General features: G+C 43.4%; 27 protein-coding genes, 1 pseudogene and 2 riboswitches. Of the genes and pseudogenes, 20 read left to right on the top strand and 8 right to left on the bottom strand.

What is annotated here, in order from left to right; translation table 11 throughout:
* Positions 1–38: 38 nt before the first annotated feature.
* The 3 genes from yunB to M1K46_RS18960 all read left to right on the top strand — a co-directional run bounded on the left by yunB (position 39) and on the right by M1K46_RS18960 (position 1,674).
* Positions 39–767 carry a sporulation protein YunB gene (yunB, locus tag M1K46_RS18970; RefSeq protein WP_053355271.1) on the top strand — a complete coding sequence of 243 codons (729 nt, stop codon included), beginning with the start codon at positions 39–41 and terminating at the stop codon, positions 765–767.
* A 101-nt stretch (positions 768–868) separates the two neighbouring features.
* Positions 869–1,051, top strand: coding sequence for a hypothetical protein (locus M1K46_RS18965; protein ID WP_256227259.1), 183 nt, complete (start codon positions 869–871; stop codon positions 1,049–1,051).
* On the top strand, positions 1,048–1,674 hold the full coding sequence (locus M1K46_RS18960; RefSeq protein ID WP_256227258.1) for a GNAT family N-acetyltransferase: 627 nt from the start codon (positions 1,048–1,050) through the stop codon (positions 1,672–1,674). Before M1K46_RS18965 ends, M1K46_RS18960 begins: the two co-directional genes overlap by 4 nt.
* 121 nt (positions 1,675–1,795) lie before the next feature.
* On the opposite strand, the gene M1K46_RS18955 is transcribed toward M1K46_RS18960, so the two are convergent.
* A complete protein-coding gene (locus tag M1K46_RS18955) occupies positions 1,796–2,458 on the bottom strand; it encodes a winged helix-turn-helix domain-containing protein (protein WP_256227257.1) in 663 nt (220 codons plus the stop codon).
* A 79-nt stretch (positions 2,459–2,537) separates the two neighbouring features.
* Positions 2,538–3,797: an MFS transporter gene (locus M1K46_RS18950; RefSeq protein WP_256227256.1), complete on the bottom strand. Its 1,260-nt coding sequence runs from the start codon at positions 3,795–3,797 to the stop codon at positions 2,538–2,540.
* Between the two features lie 204 nt (positions 3,798–4,001).
* Here M1K46_RS18950 and M1K46_RS18945 point away from each other — a divergent pair, with 204 nt between their 5' ends.
* From M1K46_RS18945 to M1K46_RS18935, 3 genes and pseudogenes are all read left to right on the top strand, one after another.
* Complete coding sequence (locus M1K46_RS18945; RefSeq protein ID WP_256227255.1) at positions 4,002–4,862, top strand: alpha/beta fold hydrolase; 861 nt, start codon at positions 4,002–4,004, stop codon at positions 4,860–4,862.
* Positions 4,859–5,452, top strand: a complete 594-nt coding sequence (locus M1K46_RS18940; RefSeq protein WP_256227254.1) for an NUDIX domain-containing protein — start codon at positions 4,859–4,861, stop codon at positions 5,450–5,452. Before M1K46_RS18945 ends, M1K46_RS18940 begins: the two co-directional genes overlap by 4 nt.
* A gap of 87 nt (positions 5,453–5,539) precedes the next feature.
* Positions 5,540–5,650: pseudogene (locus M1K46_RS18935) on the top strand (DNA-binding response regulator); the annotation flags it as partial.
* A 94-nt stretch (positions 5,651–5,744) separates the two neighbouring features.
* On the opposite strand, the gene M1K46_RS18930 reads toward M1K46_RS18935, so the two are convergent.
* Together M1K46_RS18930 and M1K46_RS18925 are read right to left on the bottom strand one after the other, a co-directional pair.
* Positions 5,745–6,038: a hypothetical protein gene (locus tag M1K46_RS18930; RefSeq protein ID WP_139223444.1), complete on the bottom strand. Its 294-nt coding sequence runs from the start codon at positions 6,036–6,038 to the stop codon at positions 5,745–5,747.
* A 102-nt stretch (positions 6,039–6,140) separates the two neighbouring features.
* Entirely contained in the window at positions 6,141–7,007 is an 867-nt protein-coding gene (locus M1K46_RS18925; RefSeq protein ID WP_256227253.1) for a VanW family protein, read from the bottom strand.
* 175 nt (positions 7,008–7,182) lie between these two features.
* A riboswitch (SAM riboswitch) is annotated at positions 7,183–7,290 on the top strand.
* Between the two features lie 297 nt (positions 7,291–7,587).
* Here M1K46_RS18925 and M1K46_RS18920 point away from each other — a divergent pair.
* From M1K46_RS18920 to M1K46_RS18865, 12 genes are all read left to right on the top strand, one after another.
* Positions 7,588–8,355, top strand: a complete 768-nt coding sequence (locus M1K46_RS18920) for an ABC transporter ATP-binding protein (RefSeq protein ID WP_256227252.1) — start codon at positions 7,588–7,590, stop codon at positions 8,353–8,355.
* A gap of 21 nt (positions 8,356–8,376) precedes the next feature.
* Positions 8,377–9,228, top strand: coding sequence for an ABC transporter permease (locus tag M1K46_RS18915; protein ID WP_091010273.1), 852 nt, complete (start codon positions 8,377–8,379; stop codon positions 9,226–9,228).
* A 34-nt stretch (positions 9,229–9,262) separates the two neighbouring features.
* Positions 9,263–10,264, top strand: a complete 1,002-nt coding sequence (locus tag M1K46_RS18910) for an aliphatic sulfonate ABC transporter substrate-binding protein (protein ID WP_375162219.1) — start codon at positions 9,263–9,265, stop codon at positions 10,262–10,264.
* Between the two features lie 31 nt (positions 10,265–10,295).
* A complete protein-coding gene (locus tag M1K46_RS18905; RefSeq protein ID WP_091010276.1) occupies positions 10,296–10,628 on the top strand; it encodes a hypothetical protein in 333 nt (110 codons plus the stop codon).
* 14 nt (positions 10,629–10,642) lie between these two features.
* Complete coding sequence (gene ssuE, locus M1K46_RS18900; protein ID WP_256227251.1) at positions 10,643–11,248, top strand: NADPH-dependent FMN reductase; 606 nt, start codon at positions 10,643–10,645, stop codon at positions 11,246–11,248.
* Entirely contained in the window at positions 11,245–12,384 is a 1,140-nt protein-coding gene (gene ssuD, locus M1K46_RS18895) for an FMNH2-dependent alkanesulfonate monooxygenase (protein WP_256227250.1), read from the top strand. The genes ssuE and ssuD overlap by 4 nt, the downstream gene beginning before the upstream one ends.
* Positions 12,385–12,602: 218 nt before the next feature.
* A complete protein-coding gene (locus M1K46_RS18890) occupies positions 12,603–14,315 on the top strand; it encodes an ABC transporter substrate-binding protein (protein WP_256227249.1) in 1,713 nt (570 codons plus the stop codon).
* 58 nt (positions 14,316–14,373) lie between these two features.
* Positions 14,374–15,330, top strand: coding sequence for an ABC transporter permease (locus tag M1K46_RS18885; RefSeq protein ID WP_256227248.1), 957 nt, complete (start codon positions 14,374–14,376; stop codon positions 15,328–15,330).
* 10 nt (positions 15,331–15,340) lie between these two features.
* Positions 15,341–16,264 carry an oligopeptide ABC transporter permease gene (gene opp4C / locus M1K46_RS18880; RefSeq protein WP_256227247.1) on the top strand — a complete coding sequence of 308 codons (924 nt, stop codon included), beginning with the start codon at positions 15,341–15,343 and terminating at the stop codon, positions 16,262–16,264.
* A 9-nt stretch (positions 16,265–16,273) separates the two neighbouring features.
* Positions 16,274–17,254: an ABC transporter ATP-binding protein gene (locus tag M1K46_RS18875; RefSeq protein WP_256227246.1), complete on the top strand. Its 981-nt coding sequence runs from the start codon at positions 16,274–16,276 to the stop codon at positions 17,252–17,254.
* Positions 17,251–18,216, top strand: a complete 966-nt coding sequence (locus M1K46_RS18870) for an ABC transporter ATP-binding protein (RefSeq protein WP_256227245.1) — start codon at positions 17,251–17,253, stop codon at positions 18,214–18,216. The genes M1K46_RS18875 and M1K46_RS18870 overlap by 4 nt, the downstream gene beginning before the upstream one ends.
* Before the next feature lie 59 nt (positions 18,217–18,275).
* A riboswitch (SAM riboswitch) is annotated at positions 18,276–18,380 on the top strand.
* A 228-nt stretch (positions 18,381–18,608) separates the two neighbouring features.
* A complete protein-coding gene (locus tag M1K46_RS18865; protein WP_256227244.1) occupies positions 18,609–18,935 on the top strand; it encodes a DUF2325 domain-containing protein in 327 nt (108 codons plus the stop codon).
* Positions 18,936–18,964: 29 nt separating this feature from the next.
* On the opposite strand, the gene M1K46_RS18860 is transcribed toward M1K46_RS18865, so the two are convergent.
* Entirely contained in the window at positions 18,965–19,135 is a 171-nt protein-coding gene (locus M1K46_RS18860) for a hypothetical protein (RefSeq protein ID WP_256227243.1), read from the bottom strand.
* Between the two features lie 203 nt (positions 19,136–19,338).
* Here M1K46_RS18860 and M1K46_RS18855 point away from each other — a divergent pair, with 203 nt between their 5' ends.
* Positions 19,339–20,265, top strand: a complete 927-nt coding sequence (locus tag M1K46_RS18855) for a S66 peptidase family protein (RefSeq protein WP_256227242.1) — start codon at positions 19,339–19,341, stop codon at positions 20,263–20,265.
* 11 nt (positions 20,266–20,276) lie between these two features.
* Here M1K46_RS18855 and M1K46_RS18850 read toward each other — a convergent pair whose 3' ends face one another.
* Both M1K46_RS18850 and M1K46_RS18845 read right to left on the bottom strand, forming a co-directional pair.
* Positions 20,277–21,185: a DNA-3-methyladenine glycosylase family protein gene (locus tag M1K46_RS18850; protein WP_256227241.1), complete on the bottom strand. Its 909-nt coding sequence runs from the start codon at positions 21,183–21,185 to the stop codon at positions 20,277–20,279.
* 36 nt (positions 21,186–21,221) lie between these two features.
* On the bottom strand, positions 21,222–21,413 hold the full coding sequence (locus tag M1K46_RS18845) for a hypothetical protein (protein ID WP_256227240.1): 192 nt from the start codon (positions 21,411–21,413) through the stop codon (positions 21,222–21,224).
* A gap of 437 nt (positions 21,414–21,850) precedes the next feature.
* On the opposite strand from M1K46_RS18845, the gene M1K46_RS18840 reads away from it, so the two are divergent.
* A complete protein-coding gene (locus tag M1K46_RS18840) occupies positions 21,851–22,927 on the top strand; it encodes a hypothetical protein (protein WP_256227239.1) in 1,077 nt (358 codons plus the stop codon).
* Between the two features lie 120 nt (positions 22,928–23,047).
* On the opposite strand, the gene M1K46_RS25760 is transcribed toward M1K46_RS18840, so the two are convergent.
* Entirely contained in the window at positions 23,048–23,899 is an 852-nt protein-coding gene (locus M1K46_RS25760; RefSeq protein WP_256227238.1) for an STAS domain-containing protein, read from the bottom strand.
* Positions 23,900–23,983 lie beyond the last annotated feature (84 nt).

The following is a 23,983-nucleotide window of genomic DNA, read 5'->3' as shown; positions in this document are numbered from 1 at the left end:
CATTCTGACGGACGTACCTATAAAGTAGGAGGTGTATGATGTTTGGTCATCGAATGAAATTGCGGAAAGGACCTCTGCCGTTTAAACGTGTGCTGTTATACTCGTTGATCATGCTCCTCGGTATGACCATTTTTGCATTTTGGTTAGTGGACCATAAAATTGAACCCATCTTAAAAAACATCGCCCGTTCGGAAGTCCATAACATCGCGGATGAAGCCATCAATGATGCCATTCTTAAAACTACAAATCAATATGATATGAATAAATTGATTGTTATCCATGAACAAAAAGGCCAGCATCCGGCCTACAGTCTAAATTATCAAATGTTTAATAAGGTTTTGGGGAAAATGACGGAAAGTATTCATGATGAAATAAAGAGTCAGCAGCATACCAAAAAAGATAGATTCGGAAACAGACTTAACTCGATTGTCTATCAAATCCCGTTAGGTGCAGCATTTAACAACTCCTTGCTATCTGATGTAGGGCCTCCCGTACCAGTAGAAATGAGTGTGGTTGGAAACGTGGATTCAGAGCTGAAAACCAAGCCAATGAACGTAGGAATTAATAATCCATATCTTGAGGTTTATGTACATTTAAAAGTAAACGTACAGGTTGTTGTACCATTTTCTTCAGAGAAAGTAACCGTAGCGAACAATGTAAAACTTGGTGATCTTTTCTTGCCGCAAGACGTTCCAGAGTATTACGGAGACGGCGGAGGCTTATTCAAACCAGCAGTTATTGGCAATAAAGCGAAAAAGAACGATTAAACTCTATCCCTGGATCAGGATAGAGTTTTTTTACTTCTAATATATGGAATTTTACTGGTGGAGATATAATGAAAGTACAGATAAAAAGGAGAATATGAATCATGAAACTCATTTCTAATTATAAAGATCATGATAGACTTAGATGCAGCTTTAATAACCTTGCTCAAAAAACGTTCGGCATTAGCTTCGAACAATGGTATCAAGCCGGATACTGGACAGATAAGTATATTATTTACTTATTAACGGTCAAATCACCAAAGCAATCCAAATCGGCACTGTCATGACCCATCCGAATTACAGATATCAGGGGCTTTCCCGCAGGCTGATGGAAAGGGTGATGAATGATTATCATAATACAGATGCGTTCTACTTATTTGCCAATCGCGAGGTTCTTGAGTTTTATCCAAAATTTGGTTTTACAAGAATGGAAGAATTTCAGTTTGCGATGCCTGTTGAAAAGAAAAAAGAAACGAAAAATACATCGAGTGTGATAAAGCTTAATGCTGTCCATCAAGCAGACCGCAGCTTTATTTATGGTTTGGCAGCAGAACGAGTGCCGGCTTCCAAAAGATTCAGCACGGTTCATACGGCAGAACTTTTTATGTATTATTGTATGTATGTTTTCAAGGACAATATCTACTATTTGGAACAAGAAAATTGTATCTTGCTTTGTAAAACTATCGGTGAAGAACTGCACATGTTTGACGTGTTAAGCCAGAAAGGGAGAATTGACTGGTTTTACGTTGCTGAGCTATTGGGAACGTCAGAAACTACAAAACTGGTATTCACTTTATCTTTGATGATCAGGGATATCCAGTTCAGTCCGTTCCTTACAAGGATGACCATGTTCTATTTGTACAGACGAAACAAGGAGTGGAATGGCCCGGCAACGCAAAACATCCGTTGACCTCCCAGGCTTGATGGCAACTATAAACGGCTTGCTGTGGGATTTATAACGTAAAATAAACGACGTGGTCCGTGCCCTCACAAAAAAAGCTTCCTCCTGCGATATGCGGGAGGCAGCTTTTTTACTTTTCTTCCTCAGTTTCTGTCACAATTCCAAGTTCTTCTGCATCTTCAATTCTATAGCTGATCAATACATATTGATAAGTACCGACTTTGTTGGCTTCTTCTTCGGACAGTATCTTTTTTCCCGGGCGTTCCGGCCAGTCGAACTCTTTTTTATCCTTTTTTCCAAGAGCTTTCATAATGGGAGGAAAGGACTCCTGCCATTCTTTAGCCGTCATGCGGTCGCTCGAGGAATTGATCGTTACATGATAGGGGAGTTCATTCAGTTCAACACCCTGCTTTTTTTCTTCTCTTACCTTCGCAAGAGATCTTTCATACAGCTTTAACGCAGGTTCGATTAATTGATAGGTTAGTGAAAGTGCTACTTCGGGCTGTTCGGCCTGTGCCTGGAGATCACCTCTGTAAAGCACACCTTCCATATTAACGGTTTTATAATACTTCTCCACAAGATTACCGAGCTGCTTTGTTTCTGCCACTTCCAGAAGTTCCGCTTCCTCAAGCTTTTTCACGTGATAATACAGCCTGGAAGGGTGTTCGTTCAGTTCCGACGCGAGCTGTTTTACCGTGATCGGCTGTTCGGATGCAAGGTGAAGAATTCTCAGTCTCCTTGGATCAGAGAAGATTTTCATTAAATCGATCGATTGTGTTTTCCATTGAGCCATGTGACATCCCACCTAAACATTATCTTTATTAAAAAGAATACCACAAATTCAAGGGATAACGAGATGCCCAATTGTATGATTAGTCCATCGTTCGGATCACTTTGCTTCTCCAAAGCACGAGAACCACAAACATGGTAAGGACCACGCTTGAAACCAAAATAATTTTGTCAATCGGAATTCCTCCTGACAGTAAATAGGATACAAGCGCAAATGAGAGTGGGACGAATCCCATAGAAGCTGTAGCCATTAAGCTTTGCACTCTGCCCATCATGTGTTTATCCGTCATCTCCTGAACTAAGGACGGAGAGATAATATTGGAGATGGATAAGCATACACCTGCCATCGATAGAAGCAAAATACCATGCCAGAGAGCGGACATTTGGCTTAAGAAAATATTAAAGACCGAGAGAAGAGCGATTAGAGAAAGGCTGATGACCGGCCGTTTTCTTTTTATGTTCAATGCCCCAGTAAGCAGTGCTCCCACTACCATGCCGCCAGCAAGAGAGCTTTCCAGATAGCTTAACGCCAAGACATCTCCTTTTAAATACTGATCCACCATTAGAGGCAATCCGATATTGAGAGGGCCAACCAAGAACAGATTGACAAAAATTGAAGTGGCCATCGTTATGAGCAGGTAGGGGACGCTTTTGACGTAGACAATGCCTTCCTTTAACTGCTGAAATGTGGATTCTCTTTTTTTTGTTTCTTTTGATTGCTGATCTGGATAGCGGATTTGCGAGATAAGAATGCTGCTGCAGATGAGCAGGATAGAAGTGCAACAGAAAACGCCGCTGAAGGAGCCAAATTTAATGATAAAGCCGGCTATGACCGGGCCAGTTAATAAAGATAGCTGATTGGTGGTCTGCATGAGAGAGTTGGAGCGTACGATATGCTCCTTTTCAACGATGGTGGGAAGCATGGATTGGTTCGCCGGCCAGTAAAAGGCATCAAGTACACCAAAACAAAGAGCAAATATACCGAGGAAAATCAGGTTCATACTGTCGTTCATGATCAAAAGCACTAAGCCAAGTACAAGTAATCCTCTCGTCAGATTGGAAATGAAGATCACATGCGACCGCTTCATCCGGTCAGCGAGAACGCCGCCGATTGACATGAGCAGTACCCGTGGAATGGTGGTGAGCATCATAATAATTCCAAGCTTTGATGGGGCTTCTAGAGCACGTATAACAAACCAGGTCTCTGAAATTAAATAGATAGAGAACGACAGCCCTGTAAAAATACTGGCAATCCATAAAAATAAAAACTGCCGGTTGGCAAAAACCTCTCCAAATGATGCCTTTTTTATAACCTTTGCTTCCTGTGCCAAACTGCTTTCCATATAAAAACTCCTCTCGCAATTGAAATTAATTTATCGTTAAAATTTATTTTAATGGTAAAAATCATTTTAGTGAATTAGAATCGTTCGACAAAAAGTTTACGAGGGGAAAATCCGGTTGCATTGGAAAAGGATATAAAACTCAAATGGAGTATATAGGTAGAGTGTAAGGTCAGGAAATTATAGGATCTGGATGGTGGTCAGCAGATGATACGCTGGGAAACGAAGATGATTTCAACGGAACGCGGAAACTTTGAAGTGTTTAGTAAAGGGCAGGGACCTGCGTTATGTGTGGCCCATCTCTATTCAGAGTTTAATGAGACAGGTGACAGATTTGCTGATACATTTACGGAAACAAACCAAGTATTTCTAGTAAATCTGAGAGAAGCGGGAAGGTCAGAACAAGCGCACGAACCGTATCAGCTCAGTATGATTGAGACGGTGCTCGATCTGGGAGCAGTTAGATTGGAGCTGGGCATTCAGTCTTGGAACGTTGCCGGACATTCTACCGGGGGAATGCTTGGGCTTGTCTATGGCATGCGGCATCCTCAATCCATTGATTCTTTAATCATTGCCGGTTCCGCAGCCAGGGAATATGCCTCCTCATCGCCCTATTGTATCTATCATCAGGAGCACCCACAGTTTGAAAAGATGCAAATGCTGATCGAACGCCTGAAAACGAACCTATCAGAAGAAGAACGCAGCCGCTGCTCCCGGGAGCGGACGAAACTCTCCTTGCATGAGCCAGATCGGTATGATGAATATTTTACAGGGGATGTCCACAAATCGATGTCTGCTGCCCGCATGAACTTTTTTGCACGGGAAATTCTGCTATTTGATATTACGAAACAATTGCACAAGGTTACTGCCAGAACTTTGATGATTTGCGGAGCACATGACGTCCAGTGCCCTCTTCCTTTCTCTAGGGAAATTGCAGAACTAATCCCTAACGCCGAGCTGGAAGTTTTTAATGACAGCAATCATTATCCTTTTTTAGAAGAAGCTGAAAAATTCAGCAGGGTGATCAAAGAATTTCTATTCCATCCTGTCATGAGGCATAAAACATGAGAGCAATAGAGTTTGAAAAGCAGTTTGTGACAGCTGGAATCTTTGTCTTCTATAAAGGGCTTTTCCCGTTTCAGATCGGTCCGACAAGGAAAGGGGATCAGCTAGGAGTCGTCAGGCTGGGTGGGCATCGGGAAGGATATGAAACACCGATCGAGACAGCGGTGCGGGAATTGCATGAAGAATCGGGCATGAATGTAAAAACCATCCATTCCCCAGTGACCTATCATACGCCCAGCTGGAATTATCCTGAAACAAAAGTGAGGGCACAGGATTCACAAGGAATGGCTCCCGTTCTGATTAAAGGTGTAAACGGTGAATATTCTGTCATGTACTTTGGGGAGTCCATGGATAAGCCTGTACCATCTTCTGAAGCGAAAGCGATTGTATTATTGAAACCGGCAGATATTGTGATAATTTGCAGCAGGACGCTGACTTTTGGTGAGTATATAGCCCGCAATGGAATTGTTGTAGAAAGAGAGAAGATGGACCGTAATCTTAATCTGGTGCCCTTTCCGCAGCTTCGTTTTTTATCCAGGCTGTTAAATGATGAATCAGAGTGGCTCAAGGGTCTTTTTAATATGAAAATCTAGCAATAGAATTAGCCCAAAGTGGATTCGAACATTGATTCAAAGAGGTTTTCTATAAGTACCGTTAAACAGTTAGTTGAGGTGCGGTCCATGAGCGATACAATACTGCTGGTCGAAGATGATCTCTCGATACAAGAAACGGTAGAACGTTTTTTAGTAAAAGAAGGATATCAAGTAACAGCTGCAAGTAATGGGGAAGAGGCTTTTCAACTCTAATCCATCACTTGGGCAGCCGTTTGCTTGCTTTTAAGGGAAAATAAAAAAGCCCAGCATTACGCTGAGCTGTAAATTTAAATTATTGAAATAGTCCGGAATGCAGAACTTCATTCGCTGCAGAAACAACATTGAACAAGAAAGCTCCCCACCATACAAGACGGCCTCGGGAAGAAACTTTGCTCCATCTTGCTCCCTTGCCGTGTTCTTTGAAATAAATAAGAGCAGCAAGGGCCGTTATATTAAAGAAGATCATGCTCCAGCGGGCAACAACAAGGTAAGTCGGACTTACTAATCCACCGGCAAGCAGCAATCCATTGATTAAGAACAGCATATAGAAAAACGGAAGACTTTTCATGTCATCACTTCTCTCCAAGATGATCAAATCCTCGTTTATTCTAACACCGCAATTATGAAATTGGAATGGGTTTGCTCAATGGTTAACAATGTTGACACATTTCTTATCCGAGCGGAAGAATCAATGTTTTTTCGAAGGAACATGTATGACATCAGAAGATGAAATCATCACCATCATGCTCCCTCCATAGGTTTTGGCCCGGATCAGGATCGGCTGGTTATAACGGTTCTGAAAACGGAAATCAGGCCCGTACCAGCTTACGGTTGCATCCCTGCCTTTTGGAACATAAGGTACACTTCGGCTGTGTGAAAAACGCTGCACAATATGAAGTCCAGCCCGGTCCACGGCATTAAAAAGAGTAGAGGAGACCTGGCAGATTCCTCCGCCAACTCCCTCTGAAAGCTCTCCACGAACAATAACAGGTGCACGCATGTACCCTTTGTCCGTAGTCCGTCTGCCTACGACCCCGTTAAAGGAAAAGGTCTCTCCAGGAAACACGACTTGATTATCAATCGCTTTTGCGGCAAGTGAAATATTATGGGTCCTGGATGAATGAGAACGGTTAAAATAAGTGACATACTGAGCAAGGTGATTGGTCCTGATATTTCCAAGCAGCTCACTGTCAACCCTGGGGTGGACGGTTAATAGAGGGACTTCAAGTTTATGAGGCCCCTTGCTGAAAAAGCTGGCATAGAATTGCTCTTTAAACGCTTTTTTGTAGAGCATGGAACCATTTTCTCCAGGAGTAATTCCTCCTAAATCATTAATTCTTGCATTAAGGGGCGGACGGTAAACCTGACCTTCCAATTTTGCAGCAAACGACTCGAATTTTTCACCGTCTATGATAGGCGTACCTGGCAGCGGGACCATAAAGTCTTTTCGATCAATAATTGCGATGGTTTGGCCTTGCTGAATCAATGATATACTCTCAGGCGTATAGACAGGCTGTACGGCCAGCAGCATACCGGTTAACAATGAAAGTAACATAACAAAACAACCTCCCAAAAGATAGTATGAGGAAGGACGGCTGGATTTATGTAGTAAGCATTCACGTAAATAAAATTTAGATTTTTCAAAAAAGTTATTGACTTTCCATTGCATACCTGTTTTAATAACTATTAATCCGATGAGGATTATATGAATTAAAAACTCCATAAATTTTTTCTTATTCTGAGAGGTGGAGGGAATTGGCCCTGCGAAACCTCGGCAGCGGACTCTTTAACGAGAGAACTGTGCCAAATCCAACAAGCATCAGCTTGGACGATAAGAGAAGTAGAACGCTATTTAACTTCTTCTTACACGTCCATGAGATGTAAGAGGAAGTTTTTTATTGAGTAAAAAAATATCGTGCAGCTGATTGGTAAACCAAAGGCCGTGTCTCAACATTAGCAGACATGGCCTTTTGGTTTTCTTTTTTTCATAAACTGTTTCCGTTTGAAAGGGGGAATTTTATTCGCTGCAAATGTTCAAAACGTTTCGTCGACCGGACAACCGGAGGCTTTCCTTAAAAAGGAGGGTTCCGGTTGTTTTCTTTTTGCAAAAACGCAGGGAAGAAGGGAGATATGATATGACTTTACTGCAAATTAGTAAACTCAATCGGAGTTTTGAAACAGGAAAAGGCGTGACAAAAGCACTTGAGCAAATAGATCTCGATGTGAATCAAGGAGAATTTATTACAGTGATCGGCCCGAGCGGCTGCGGAAAAAGCACATTATTAAAAATAATTGCTGGATTGGATACAAGGCATGAGGGCTCTGTATTGCTGGATAACCAAAAAGTATCCGGGCCGAGCATTGATAAAGGGTTTATTTTTCAAGAACCCAGGCTGTTTCCCTGGCTGACCGTGGAAAAAAATATCGCGGCCAACTTGCCTGTGAAAGAAAGTGCTACACAAGAAAAAGTTCGCGAGCTGATTAAGCTGGTACGGTTGGAGGACTTTGAAAATGCCTATCCAAAAGAGCTGTCGGGAGGAATGGCACAGCGGGTATCCATCGCAAGAGCCCTGCTTAGAAATCCTAAGATTCTTCTCTTAGATGAACCATTTGGAGCGTTGGATGCCTTTACCCGGTCACATATGCAAAAGGTACTGCTCAATATCTGGCAGAAGAATCGGACGACGATGATATTTGTGACTCACGACATCGATGAGGCCATTTATCTCGCCAGCACTGTAGTGATCATGAATCCCCGGCCAGGCACAGTCAGGGAGGTCATACCGATTGAACTGCCTCATCCACGGAGAAAAACAGATCTTGCTTTCCAGGAAATACGACAGCGGGTATTGAGTGAATTTGAAAAAGTGGAGGAAAGCGAGCGAGCAGCAACCGTCCGATAACGATATAAAGGAGATGAAAAAATGAGCAATCAGACTGGGGTATTAACGAGAACGACTGTAGAACGAAAACAAAGCATCAAGGAAACAGCATCAAAAAAACAGAGGAAAAACCCATTTCTATCCCATTGGGCACGAGGATTGGCATTTCCCGTTTTTATCATCATTATTTGGGAACTGTCAGGTGCTTACGGACTTATTTCTGCCACCTTGCTGCCAAGGCCGAGTGAAATCCTTATCGCATTTAAGGACTTAATCCGTACCGGGGAATTATTCACCCATTTTAAAATCAGCTTGTTCCGGGCACTTACAGGATTTTTAATTGGCGGGGGACTTGGACTTCTGGCCGGGCTGGCAGTTGGTTTCTCGAGCAAAACAGAGCAATCGCTTGATCCTACGTTTCAGATGCTGCGGACTATTCCATCGTTAGCTGTAATTCCTTTATTCATTCTCTGGTTTGGCTTTGGCGAGCTGTCAAAAATATTGCTGATCTCAAAATCTGCGTTCTTTCCGCTTTATGTGAATGCGTTCCTAGGGATACGCGGTGTGGACTCTAAACTGTTTGATGTAGCGAAGGTGCTTGAATTCAGCAAATGGAAACAGATCACAAAACTCATTCTCCCTGCTGCACTACCAAATATTCTGCTCGGTTTACGGCTGTCATTAGGTGCGGCGTGGCTGGCTTTGGTCGCAGCTGAACTGATGGGATCGAGTGAAGGCATCGGATATCTTATCATGGATGCGAGGCAATTTTCTCAAACGTCCATCGTTTTTGTAGGCATTATCATTTTTGCGGTTTTCGGCAAAGCATCAGATTCACTGGTCCGATATTTTGAAAAGCGGCTTCTGAAATGGCGTGACAGCTATATCGGCTGATCAAAATCTTACATAACAGGAGAGGAGAAAACGGATGAAATTAACGAAGAGAAAAATAGCTGCGGGTGTATTAACACTGATTTTATTGCTTAATATGCTTTCCGGCTGCAGTGAGAAAACCACCACCGCGGAGCAGAAAGGGAATGTTACGGTCAACATCGGAGTTCAGGGAAGTACCGGTGTTCTGCCGTATGCACGTGAGAAGAAATATTTTGAAAAAGCGTTTGAGAAAGAAGGCGTAAAAGTAAAATGGAGTGAATTTGAAAGCGGCCCTCCTCACTTTGAGGCATTGGCATCTGGAAGGCTGGATTTCGGTGCAACCGGAGGAACTCCTCTTATTGCCGGACAGTCGGGCAACGTTGATTTTAAAGCGATCGCGGTAACGACGAATGGAAAAAAGGGAAATTCAATCATCATACCAAAAGGAAGCAAGATTAAAGAGTTAAAAGATTTAAAAGGAAAGAAAATTGCGGTGGCTAAAGGAAGCAGTGCCTATAACTTTCTTTATATGGCGCTTGATCAAGCAGGGTTGACTGACAAGGATATTAAAATTGTACAGTTGCAGCCAGATGAAGCTAGACCTGCACTTGATAACGGTTCCGTGGATGCCTGGTCAACATGGGAACCGTATGCCACCACAGCCATCTATCAAACGGGAGCGAAGTCATTGGCTGATGGAGAAGACCTTAATATTAATGCGCCCAGCTTTTTGGTGGCAAGGACTCAGTTCACAAAGGAACATCCTGATTTAACGGTACTGTTCCTAAAGACATATGAGAAAGTCAGACAAGAGTTTATCAACCATCCGGATGAAGTGACGGTAGATATCGCTAAAAAAGAGAAACTTGAACCGGAAATCGTCAGCACGGTCTTAAAGCGGGCCGATTTGATTCTATCTCCGACAACCAAAGAATTTGCAAAAGCTCATCAGCAACAAGCTGATTTTCTATACAAAGTAGGTGGCATCAAGAAAAAGCTGGATACTTCAAAAGTCATAGAGAACAAGTTTGTTGAGAAGGTTTTAAAGAAGCAATGACCAGACGCCAACATTTGATGGAGGGATAAACATGGGAGAAACGTCTTTGAGAGAATGGCAGCGACCCAAAGACTTTATTGCATCGATCACGAAGGAACAGCTGAACTTTGTGAATTTGACAGATCTTCAGTTCACAGGGCTTTGCAAGGAAAAATACGGAGTGAATAAAGGGTTGTACAACACGATTGAAAACTACTTTGCAAAGAAAGGAATACGCAACATTCTCTATCGGAGAGTGTACATTCTTGAATTCCTGAACGATGTCCAGAGGAGAAAAGGCAAAGAATGCCGTGAAACACACGTTACGTTCGGTTCAGGAGGGCTGGCAAAAGCGCTCCACAACTTTTTTATTAAGAACATTTAAGGGAGGATTTTATTGTGGCAGATATTGTAACCATATCAGGCAGCCCTTCTGTAACCTCAAGAACGGGAATCGTCCTTCGATATTTAAGTGAATTGTCCCAGAAAGGGGGGCTTGAAACAGAATCTTTTTCAGTACTTGATGTCCCGCCGGAAGATCTTTTTCTTGGCCATTTTCAGAGTCCTCATCTGAAAGCCATTGAGAAGAGCATAAAACAAGCAAAAGCTGTCATTATTGGAACACCTGTGTACAAGGCAGCCTATTCAGGAGTCCTTAAGTCGCTGTTGGATCTGCTGCCACAAGATATCCTCTCTGGAAAAAGTGTATTGCCCATTGCAACGGGCGGTACGATCGCCCATCTTCTGAGCATCGATTACGCGTTAAAGCCTGTTCTTTATGCCATTGGAGCAAGGAACATATTAAATGGAATTTATTTAATCGATCTGCAGCTGCAGCATAACAATGGCCGTGAAGTTGCGTTTGATCAGGAAATCGAGAAGCGGCTGATTGTATCATTAAACGAACTGATCGATGAGGTAAAGAAAGATACGTACATCAAGGACTTAGAAAAAGCGGAGCTGCAAATTGCGGGAAACATTGATGGAAAGGGGAATAAAGCATGAACGTATATTGGTTTTTGCCGACACATGGAGACAGCCGGTATTTGGGAACATCAGAAGGAGGACGGCCTATCACGCTTTCCTATCTTCGCCAGATTGCGCAGGCGGCAGATAGCCTTGGCTTTAAAGGAGCACTCCTGCCGACAGGGCACTCCTGCGAAGATGCTTGGGTTACCGCTTCTTCCTTAATTCAGGCCACCGAAAAGATGAAATTCCTCATCGCTGTACGTCCGGGTTTGATCTCTCCCTCTCTAGCGGCACGAATGGCTTCAACCTTTGACCGGCTTTCTGATGGAAGGTTATTGATTAATGTTGTGACAGGAGGAGATCCGGTAGAGCTTGCCGGTGACGGATTGCACTTATCGCATAGTGAACGCTATAAACTGACGGATGAATTTTTAACCATCTGGAGGGAGCTGCTGGCCGGAGAAGAGGTTGACTATGAGGGCAATCACCTTAAGGTAAAAAAAGGAAAAATTCTTCTTCCTTCAGAGCAAGAGCCTTATCCGCCACTGTATTTCGGAGGGTCGTCGGATGCGGCGCTTGAAGTGGCTGCCAAGCATATTGACGTTTATCTGACTTGGGGAGAGCAGCCTGAACAGGTCAGAGAAAAGATTGATAGAGTCAGAAAGCTGGCAGCTCAGCAGGGGAGAACTGTGAGCTTCGGAATCCGGCTCCATGTGATTGTCAGGGAAACAGAAGAAGAGGCTTGGGCTGCGGCTGATTCGTTAATTCAATATGTAGATGAAGAAACCATCATTGCTTCACAAAAAGTCTTTTCACGTTATGATTCAGTCGGACAGAAACGGATGGCTGCTCTTCACAACGGAAAAAGAGATTCTCTTGAGATCAGCCCAAACCTTTGGACCGGCATAGGCTTGGTGAGAGGCGGGGCTGGAACCGCACTTGTCGGTGATGCAGACACGGTTGCGGAGCGAATGAAAGAATACCAGGAAATCGGGATTGATCATTTTATCTTCTCAGGCTATCCGCATCTTGAAGAAGCATACCGAGTGGCTGAACTCCTTTTTCCTAGGCTTCCGATCTCACATAAAAATCCGGCGGCAAAGCGTTCGCTTCATTCGTTTGGCGAAGTGGTCGCCAATACGTACCTACCGCTGAAAAGCAAAGTAAAATAAAAACATTCTAGTAAACTTGCTCACTTTTTCTGACAGAAAAAAGTAGTTATTGACAAATTTAACTAGCTTAAGTAATCTATAAATGGAATTCATACAAAACCAGTCAGAATTATAAGGTTTGAGCTTAATTTACAGCAAAAACTCATAAGCATGTTTATTGAGTTTTTGCAGTACATAATGATTGGTCCAGTTAAAAATTAAATAACGGGGGTTAGGGAATGAAAAGAGGATTACTCAGTATTACTTTCCTGGTTGTTTTCTCCATGCTTCTTTCCGCATGTGCACTCAACAGCTCAGGAGATAACGAATCAAAGGACAGCAAAGCCAATACTTCTGCTGTTAAAGATGCAAAAGGCAAAAGCTATAAAGCAACCGATGTATCAGCGCTGCCTGATAAAGCAAAGGCTAGAAAAGATACATTCATTGCGGGCATTTCTGCTCCAGGCGGAGTCTTCCTGCCATACTTTTATGAGAACGGGTGGGACGGCAATGCCACTACACCAATCTTTGCACCGCTTGTTGACTTAGATAAAGACGGGAAACCAGTTCCGATCTTGGCTGAAAGCTGGGACACTTCCAAAGATCAGTTAACCTATACGTTCCATATTAGAAAGAACGCGAAATTCAGCGACGGTTCTCCGGTAACGGCTAATGACGTTGCTTTTACGCTTAAGCTTCTTCATGATCCTGCTTATAACGGCTATCAGGATATTTCTCTTGCCGCGATGAAAGGCGGAAAAGAGTATAAAGAAGGAAAAGCGAAGACCATTGAAGGCATTAAAGTCAAAGATCCACAGACGATTGAAATTACAACAGATAAAGTCAATGCTAAGGCATTGTTGATCTTAGGCGGACAGGTGCTGTCTGAGAAATACTACGGAAAAGATTACAAATACGGCAAGCTGGACTACTTGAAGGATCTGTATTCCAAACCGCTTGGAGCAGGGCCTTATGTATTCTCCAAATATGTGCCTGGCCAAGAGATTCGCTATAAAGCAAATGATATGTACTATGCAGGCAAGCCAAAAACGAAAAACCTGATCTACAAGATTATCGACAAAGCTACTTCTCTTCAGCAATTTGAAACAGGTGAACTGGATTACGCAGGATTCCCGGCTGATGATGATACCGTAGAGCAGCTGAAAAGCTTGAAGTTCGCCAACATCAAAGTAGAGCCGGTCAATGATTACGGTTTGATCTATGTGAACAATACGCGTCCGCAGTTCAAAGATAAAGAAGTCCGCCAAGCGCTCCTTTACGGGCTGGACCGACAAAAAATAGTAGACGTACGTTTTAAAGGTTTTGGCCAAGTGGCAGATATCCCAGTTTCACCGGTTTCATGGGCATACAATAACCAAGGTGTAACAGAGTATAAATTTGATCCGAAAAAGGCGAAAAAACTGTTGGATAAAGCAGGATGGAAAACCGGCAAGAGTGGAATCCGCGAAAAGAATGGCGTTCAGCTGGAAATCAATTACTTAACATCTGACGCAGAGGATGCTGTCATCCCGATCGCTAAAGAAAATTATCAAGACATAGGCGTTAAATTTGAGCCGGACATTACTGATTTTAACGCACTCGTTTCCAAGCTTACGAAAAAGAACTATGACTTTGCGGCTGTATCCACATCACAGATTCTAGATCCAAGCGATACAGTAGAGGAGTTGGCTACCAAAAATCCGAACAACTACATGGGCTACTCTAATGCTAAAATCGACAAATTGATCCAGGAAGGGTTAGGAACTCTTGATATCACTAAGCGAAAAGAAGTGTACCATGAGCTGTATAAAGAATTTACACAGGATCCTCCTTACATTCTGATTCATTACCGCCAGAGCGCGAGAGCGATCAGCGGCCAGATCGAGGGATTGGTTCCTGATAACTATACTGGCATCGGTTCAAGCCTGCCAAACATCTCAATCAAAAAGTAAAACGTAAAATGCCTGGCGCACAGCTGGGCATTTTATCTGCAGAGGGGGGGATTACCATATGAAACAGTATGTACTGCAGCGGTTTATTCAAATGATCATTATCTTGTTCGGTACATCATTTATCATCTTTTTCTTATTTGCGCTGCTTCCGGGGGATTATATTGATTCCAACTTAAGCCTCACCCCGCAGAGAGCACATGAGCTTAAAGCGCTCTACGGGCTTGATCAGCCGATTCTTCAGCGTTATTTTACGTGGCTCGGGAATGTTTTTCATGGAAATCTCGGCTTTTCGTTAAAACATCAGGAAAGTGTTGTTTCCCTGCTTAATAAGTATGTGTGGAATTCATTTATCGTAGCGCTCCTTGCCCTGTTCTTTACATGGACCATCGCTCTTCTTACGGGCGTATTTTCCGCGATCAAGCAATATTCTCTGTTCGATGGACTGGTGACATTCTTCGTCTTTGCAGCCATGTCCTTCCCGTCGTTCTTTATCTCTTTGCTGTTTATAAAATGGTTTGGGGTTGACCTTAAGATTCTCCCAATCGGAGGAATGATCGATACAGGCAGTGAAACTACCGGATTCGCTTATATTCTTGAAGTGGGCAAGCATATGATCTTGCCTGTGGCCATTTTAACCCTGCTCAGCGTCGGTTCCTTAACCCGTTATTTCAGGACGGGGATGCTGGAGGTCATCCGACAGGATTACATCCGGACTGCTAGGGCGAAAGGATTAAAGGAAAGGACGGTTATTTTTAAGCATGCTCTTAAGAACGCCATCCTTCCGGCCATCACGCTGCTGGCTTTTGAACTGCCGGGGCTTTTTTCCGGAGCAATCATCATGGAACAGATCTTTAACTGGCCGGGTGTCGGCAGAATTCAAATTGAATCCGTCAGCTTCAGAGATTATCCAGTATTGATGGCTTTTACACTGTTCCTTTCTTCCCTCACCATCATCGGAAACTTCCTGGCTGATGTCACATACGCCGCGGTAGATCCGAGAATCAGGCTGAAATAGGGGGATGAACATGGAAACTGCTAAACCGTTAATCTATAAAAAGAAGAAAGTAGCGAAGGCGAAATCTCCATCGTTATGGAAACAAACCTACCGGCGCCTGAAAAAGAACAAATTGGCGATGGCAAGTTTAATTTTCCTTGTTCTTATGCTTTTGCTCAGTTTTATAGGGCCTCACTTTTCACCATATATTTTAGACCGGACAGATATTGCCTATGCCAACCAGCCGCCGAGTTCATCGCACTGGCTTGGGACCGATAATTATGGCCGTGATGTGCTGACACGATTAATGATGGCGGGGCAGATCTCGCTGACGATCGGACTGGCCTCGATGGTCCTTTCTATTGTGATCGGTTCGTTCCTTGGAGCCGTTTCAGGCTTCTACCGCGGGATTGTGGATATGGTCATCATGAGGCTGGCCGATATCCTGATGTCGATTCCAGGCTTGCCGCTTCTCTTGATCATGGGAGCGATTCTGTCTGAGTGGAAAGTACCTTCTGAATACAGACTGTACATCATCATGATCATGCTGAGCTTTGTCGGCTGGCCGGCCCTTGCCAGGCTTGTCCGCGGACAAATTTTGTCACTAAGGGAGCAGCCCTTCATGCAGGCAACGGAAGTGCTCGGACTCAGCGATCGGCGAAAGATTTTCTATCACTTGATCCCGAATACGCTGCCGCTATTGCTCGTTGTGGCAACGCTGAATGTGGCAGGGGCAATACTTAGTGAATCCGCACTGAGTTTCCTTGGGCTAGGAGTCGTTCCGCCGACACCTTCATGGGGTAACATGATGGATGCGGCAAATAATTTTATAGACTTCAGAAAACGCCCATGGCTATGGATTCCACCCGGCTCGGCTATCTTCCTCACTGTCGTGTCCATTAACTTGCTCGGCGATGGATTAAGGGATGCGCTTGACCCGAAAATGAAACGGTAGGTGTTAATGTTGAGTGAAGCACTGTTAGAAGTAAAAAACTTAGTCACTAATTTTTATACGGAAGAGGGCGTTGTAAGGGCAGTGAATGACGTCAGCTTTTCCATTGGTGAGCAGGAAACGGTCTGTATCGTCGGAGAGTCAGGCTGCGGAAAAAGCATCACATCACTTTCCATCATGCAGCTCATAAATGAGAACGGAAAGATTGAAAACGGAGAAGTGAACTTTGCCGGCCGAAATCTTCTTAAACTGAATAAAAAAGAGATCAGCCGCCTTCGCGGAAATGATATCGGAATGATCTTTCAGGAGCCGATGACCTCGCTGAATCCAGTGTATACGATCGGCCAGCAGATGATTGAGCCGCTCCAGGAGCATCTGCTGCTTAGCCGGAATGAAGCCTATAAGAAAGCACAGGAGCTCATCACAAGGCTGGGAATTCCAAATGCTGAGAAAATCATTAACATGTATCCGCACGAACTGAGCGGGGGTATGCTGCAGCGGATCATGATCGGCATCGCGATCAGCTGCAATCCGAAGCTCATCATCGCCGATGAGCCTACGACTGCCCTGGATGTAACGATTCAAGCTCAGATCCTGGATATTTTACGGGATATTAAAGAGCAGTTTAAAACATCCATTCTGCTGATTACCCATGACCTTGGAGTTGTTGCCGAGATGGCAGATTATATTGTCGTTATGTACGCAGGCAAGATTGTGGAGCAGGGTCCTGTCCTGGAAATGTTTACGAATCCACAGCATCCTTACACGAAGGGTCTTCTGAAAGCCAAACCGGTGATTGGAGAGCGAAAAGAGGAGCTTTACACGATAGCCGGCCAAGTTCCAAACCTTGCTGAACTGACTGAATCGTGTTATTTTGCTGACCGGTGCGAGCATTGCATGGACATTTGCCGGACAAAGCATCCAGAGCTGGAAAAAACCTCTGAGAACCATAGTGTCAGCTGCTACCTTTATGAAAGAGAGGCCGTACGATGAGTGAAGCATTATTAGAAGTGGAAAATTTAAAAAAATACTACTCAAGCTCTAACGGCCTATTTGGGAAAAAGGGTGAATCGGTCAAGGCGGTCGATGGTGTCTCGTTTACGATTGAAAAAGGAGACGTATTTGGCCTCGTCGGAGAGTCCGGCAGCGGGAAATCCACGATTGGAAAGACCATTCTAAGGCTGCATGAGAAGACCGAAGGGGAAGTTCGTTTTAAAGGGAAAGATGTTTTCTCACTAACGAAAAAGGAACTACGGGGTTTGCGTGTGCAGACCCAACTCGTCTTTCAGGACCCGTTCAGCTCATTAAACCCCAGGATCCGGGTGGGAGATGCCATTGGGGAAGCCATGGTTCAGCACGGTCTTGCTACCAGTAAGGATGTTAGAGCAAAGGTGCTTCAAGTAATGGAAACATGCGGTCTTTCACCCTTTCATGTGGATCGTTATCCTCATGAGTTCTCTGGCGGCCAGCGGCAAAGAATCGTCATTGCCAGGGCGATGGCACTCAATCCCGAGTTTCTTGTCATGGATGAACCGGTCGCTGCTCTGGACGTTTCCATTCAGGCACAGATTATTAATCTTTTCAGTGATCTGAGGAAGAAGAAAGGCCTTTCGTATTTGTTTATTTCACATGATTTGAGTGTCGTTGAGCATCTTTGTACAAAGATTGCGATCATGTACCTTGGCAATATTGTGGAGATGGCAACGAAAGAAGAGCTGTTTGATAATCCGCTGCATCCCTATACGAAAGCGCTCTTGTCTGCTGTCCCAATACCCGATCCACGGATCAAGAGGGAGAGAATTATTTTAAAAGGAGATATTCCAAGTCCTGTTAACCCGCCGTCAGGCTGCAAGTTTCGTACACGGTGTCCGCTGGCAACAGAGCTTTGTGCGGAAAAAACCCCCGAATTCAGGGATATGGGGAACGGACATTTTACGGCCTGTCATTATGCTTAAAAACTGTTGACTTACCAGGCTTATTCCATTATATTATTTTTAATAATTTAAAATTTTCTAACTTATTAAGAGAGGTGGAGGGATTTGGCCCTTTGAAGTCTCGGCAGCGGTCCCGGAGAGGGAACTGTGCCAATTCCAACAAGCTTTGGCTTGGACAATAAGAAGGGTAATTTGGTTATGTCTAACCTCTTCTTATTACGTGATCGTAGTAGGAAGAGGTTTTTATTACGGTATAAAACAGAGTAAATCCATAGGGATATTTATATATTCTTTTTTGCTGCTGATTGGAAAACCAAAGGCAACTCTCTTTTTGGGATGTATGCCTTTGTTTTTTTTATTCAGCTCGAGCAAAAAGAAATAGTTGAAATAAGAGAGAGAAGGGAGATGCTGGTATGTCGTCGTTATTAATTGTTGGTGGAGATCATCTTGGGAAAATTACGAAGAAACTGGAGCATCAAGGGATAAGGGAGATCATTCATGTGAGCGGAAGAAAAGCTAGAATGTCTCAAAAGGAGATTCCAAGTCATGTGAACTTGGTTCTGGTCCTGACCGATTTTATAAACCATGAGTTTTCAGCAGCGATTAAGAAAAAGGCGAACAAACAGAGTGTTCCCATCTATTTTTCCAAGAGGTCCTGGTGCTCGATCTATGCTGTACTTGAAAAATCGGGGCTTTTAAGCAATCGCACAAAACGGAAGAAGATAGCCGTTAATGGGTAATAAGAAAACCTGCCTCATAGGGCAGGTTTTCATTCCGTTGAATCAATTTTTACAACTTCAAGCTGAAAGGGAACGCACTCTTCCAGCCTTTCTTTAATCTGTTCGGCTTCCTCTCTGGACAATGGAGTATTTGAGTCTCTTAACGTTTCCATGCTGAAAGTAAACCGCCCGCTGGATTCAATAACCTTGTATTCTTTCATGGAAATTCCCCTTTCTCCCTTTCATTTGAGATTGCAAAAATGGCACGATGGTATATCTATATACTTCTACATACCCGGTTCGTTCCCTTTTTAGTATTTTGATTGGAGGAATTGAAAAAATATAGTTATAGGAAAATCATCACTCTAATATACATAATCGATGGAATCTCGATGGGAAACCGTGCTGATGGAGGGATGAAGGTATGGCTGTTAAACCACCGATACTACAGAGAGGGGACACCATCGGGATCGTGACACTAGGAAGCCCTCTGGAGGCCCAAATAATTAATGAAGGATTAACCACGCTGCGAAATTTTGGATTCAATATTGTCCTCGGGAAAAATGTTTACACGAATACTGGTTTTTTGGCCGGAACGGATGAACAGCGGGCAGCTGATTTAATGGCGATGTTTACGAATAAAAAGGTGAAAATGATTTTGCCGACAAGAGGGGGAGTAGGAGTAGAGGGAATTCTGCCGTATCTGGATTTTGATGTCATCCGGCAGAATCCAAAAATCGTATCAGGATACAGCGATATTACGATCCTGCTGAATGTACTGTATCAATATACCGATTTAATCACCTTTCAGAGCCTTCTCCTGCTGGACTTTAATCCAAATACACCGGCTTATAACTACCAACAGTTTTTCCAGGCAACTTCAACTGTTCAGTCACCCCGGCAAATTGTTAATCCGCCGGGTATTCCTCAAATTAGCAGAGTACAAGGAAATATAACGGGAGAAGTTGTTGGCGGCAATTTGACCTCGCTTGTGGATTCACTTGGAACTCCGTTTGAGATTGATACAGCAGGAAAAATTTTAGTGATAGAGGAGACCCATGAACCGATTAACCAGGTTTACCGGTATCTCAATCATTTAAAAATTGCGGGTAAATTTGATGATTGTGCAGGCATTGTGATGGGTGAATGCACAGCGTGTGAACCGGCGTACGGTGTAACGTATGATCAGCTCATAACTACGTTTGTCGTACCACTTGGGAAGCCGCTCATGACAAATGTTACAACAGCACATGGGTATTATAAGGCAGCCATCCCAATCGGTGCACAGGCGAACCTCGATACCGTTAAAAACCGTTTTTCGATTTTAGAGCCGAGTGTGAGCAATATGTAATATAAAAGAGATTATCCAGCTGCCAGCTCCATCCATAAATAAAAGGTGACATAGGCTCTCCAGCCTGTCCAATTTTGAGACCACTCGATGATTTCTGGAAGGCTTGGCTTGGAGTGGGAACCAAGCACCTTTTTTAACGCGTTATGCAAACCAACGTCTGCAGCAGGAAATGCATCAGGATGGCGCAGGCACCTCATGATGACATAGTTTGCTGACCAGCTCCCGATTCCGCGGATCGAAGTCAATTTCTTTTCCATCTCGTGAAGGGGCAGTTCTTGGAGTCCTGTTTTGGTTAATCTGCTGTTAGAGATTAATTCAGCAGCATCTAACAAGTACTCTGCCTTTCGGTTTGTGAACTTTAGGGAGAGCAAATTTTCTTTAGTAAGATTGGCGACTTTATCAGGCTCAGGAAACATCCAATAATCTTTTCCGTTGAATGCCATGTTTTCTCCGAAGTGTTCAACCAACCGCCTCTTCAATAAATAAGCCACGTGAAGGCTGACTTGCTGCCCCATTATAGACCAGGCCAAGGCTTCAAACAGGTCAGGCACTCCAATGATTCTCAGCCCTTCCCGCCCTGGGACAACCTTACGCAAAATACGGTCTTCTTCTGCCATTTGATAGAAAGGGGTTAAATCCCGTTCCAAATCCATCCAATCGATGACGTGATGAACAATCTCTGCTTTTGTATTGTGATCGGGAACTTCGATTGGAAATGATAGAACGAGGTGCTGATCTGTGGCCTCCAACTGAATCAAAACACACTCTTTTTCACATCTAACCGCCTTTCTTACGGATTTGTTGTCCATATCCACGGAATGCAGCAGTTCATTTTGATTTCGGTTTAAATAACGAAGACACTCTTCAAAAAGAACATCATGCCGTTTGATCTCAATATATTTTCCTTTGTCACTCCACATAAACAATCTCCTAAGCTTTTTAATATAGGAAGTCGATTAGCTTCCGGCTTCCTCCCGCAGACGGTTGAAGTCTCCTTCATGCCTTGTAGCCACAGCAATATCAAAAAGGGCATGGTTGAACTTCTCGTGGTCCAGACTGAACAAAAAGCTATTTACAAAGCCTTTGGCGGTGTATACGGCAAAATTCCATACGGCATCAAAGTCTTTGGGATTGATTGAGCTCGCCATTAAATGAGTACTTTTAGGATTTCAATCCCTACAATGCATCCTTGCTTTTGCCATATGGATACCCTCCCAGAAGTAAAAACGTCCTAGCGATTATTAGATGGTTCGGTTTAGCTATCTTACATATGTCTTTTGTTATAGGATCTTAATGATTGCGACAAACCCTTTAGTCCACTATATCGTAAAGCAGGGTTACTCAATGGGATCACCTAGCATTATTCAAGCAAATGTGGAGGTCAGGGATGGCGTAATACAAAGAACAAGCATTACAGGTAAAGCGATTATAGTAGAATAGACCCGCTTAAACCCCTAGAAACCAACCAACTTACTCGATAACTTATGTAAGGGGTGCCTGGCACCAGTAAAATGCTATTTCTTGCTCACACCCAGATATTGGGGTAAATTGTAAAAAAGACACAAGTTGAAGAAAGGAACACACTATGAATAAAAAGTTATTATCTTTTTTTGGAGGAAACAGTGGAGCTTCAGGAAAAAGTGAACAGATTCAGAATCGTGAAAGCTGGCTTAAGGTGATTGTAATTGGTGCATTTGCTCTTTTACTTTTTTATAAGATTGCCACCTCGCCATTTGTTTTCCGTTTCTCTGATTTTATTTCTCTCTTTGCTTCTCTTTTTGCGTTGACGATTTCAGTGATGTACTATAAAAAATTTAATGACCTCGTTCGCAGATTAGAGGAGGGGTCCATTAAGGGGCAAAGGGATGATGCCCCGGTAATACAATCACTTCCGGAAACGGTAGCTTCAAGGAATGATCAACAAGATTTAGAAGCAGAAGAAACATTTCTTGAAGGAGAAATGGAGACTCCAAAGGAAAAAATGCTGAAAGAGGAAGAACTGCCGGTTGATGATAAGCTGGCAGAGGAAGTACAAGAAGAGCAGGATGAAGAAGCCTCAGAAAAGGATGAGCCAAAAGAACAGGCTGCTGAACGGCTTGAAGAGGCTCAGGCTTCCTCCGTCACTCCTCAGGTAACAGAAGAAGAACCGCCGGAAACAGAGGATAGGATTGAATATAAAAAGTCAGATGACGATTATGAGCCGAATGAAGAAGACATGAAAACCCAGCGAATTAAAGAAGAAGAGCTTAAACAGATTGAGATGGACAAAACCCAGATTTACCAGCAGCTGTATACGAGAGCCGATCTGAATGAAGAAGAGAGGAAATATTTCCAACAGCAGCTTCAGGAAAAAGAAACTCAAGCCTCTAATCTAAAACAGGAACTCATTCAGTTTACGAACAAGATCTCACAGGCGATCAATAAAACACCGCAGCTATTTCAAAAGCGTGATTCCAGGATTGAAGGAATCGTTCGGCTGCTCAAGCCTGATTTTGTAAATACTGCATCATTAAGTGAAATCAATGAACGTCTTGACGAACTGACCATTAACATACCGGAGGAGACACTGGAATCTCTTCAGCGTGAAGGGTTACTCGATGAATCGTTCCATTTTACCCGTTCCGGTTACAGGGAAGCAATCAACACAAGCAAACTGATCTAATCTATTTATATTTCAAAGAAAAGAAGCATCTTCTTAATGGGTGCTTCTTTTTTGATTCCAAATAAAAAAGCGGTCCCAGGCACCGAAATCCCGGTGCCTGACACCCTAAAAGAAATGCACTTACATTTCCCGCTTAAACCCCAAATATTGAAGGGCAAGATGCAGGCTAGAAAATGTGGTGACCCCATTAAATTCCACACCAAGTGCGGTCATTGTCAGAGCAAGCTCTGGGCGAAGGCCGCTGATTTTTGTCTTCACACCAATCAGTTCGAGTGCTTGAATGACCTGATGGATTTTTTGCGCGACCATCGTATCAATGATTGGTACTCCAGATAAATCCAGAATAAGGTGATCGAGCTTTAGGTCTACAGAACTCCGCAAGGCGTTTTCCATGAGTACCTGAGCACGATTTGTATCGATATCGCCAATCATAGGCAGAATACCCACTCCGTCCCCGAGAGGCACGACGGGAACAGAAAGTTCATCGATTTCATGCCCGGCGGTCTCCAGGGTGGAAGCGTGTTTTTCCATATAAGAAGTACTTACCATAAGAACAGCAGTATCAACTACGGAATCAAATTCAGAAATCAGTTCGTAAAACGTATCGAGATCCAATTTTTGCATTTTGGCTTCTTCTTTTATGATGATGCCGATTTTAGTACGGTAAAAATGTACTTCTTCGATGGCACGATCCAATGGGATATTAAGCGAAACAAAGATATCAGCATATTCAGCTCCCCATTCCTTCAGCCTTTCAACAGAGACAGCTGGTGGAAGCGATACGGTCTCTCCATACAAATGAATCAGCTTCATACGAAGATGTTCTAACCGACTCCGATTGTTTCCTAAATGGCTGTAATCGAATCGCTCTTCATCTAATATGGTTTTCGCTAAGGATTCCTTTTGATTTAAAATAAGTCCGCTCATTGTTTTGAAATAGGGGCTTGTTTCTTTGCTCAATACTTTCGACACTTTCAGACCCCTCCTTTAATAAATAATAAAAAAACAGTTGTTATAGTTTTCGTCGTTTTTCCGTTTTTTGTAACGTTTTGAGAG

The sequence above is a fragment of the Fictibacillus sp. WQ 8-8 genome (assembly GCF_024494405.1).
GTDB classification, from domain to species: domain Bacteria; phylum Bacillota; class Bacilli; order Bacillales; family Fictibacillaceae; genus Fictibacillus_C; species Fictibacillus_C marinisediminis.
Note: the sequence above shows the minus strand (reverse complement) of the source record. Positions and strands in the feature narration are given on the sequence as shown.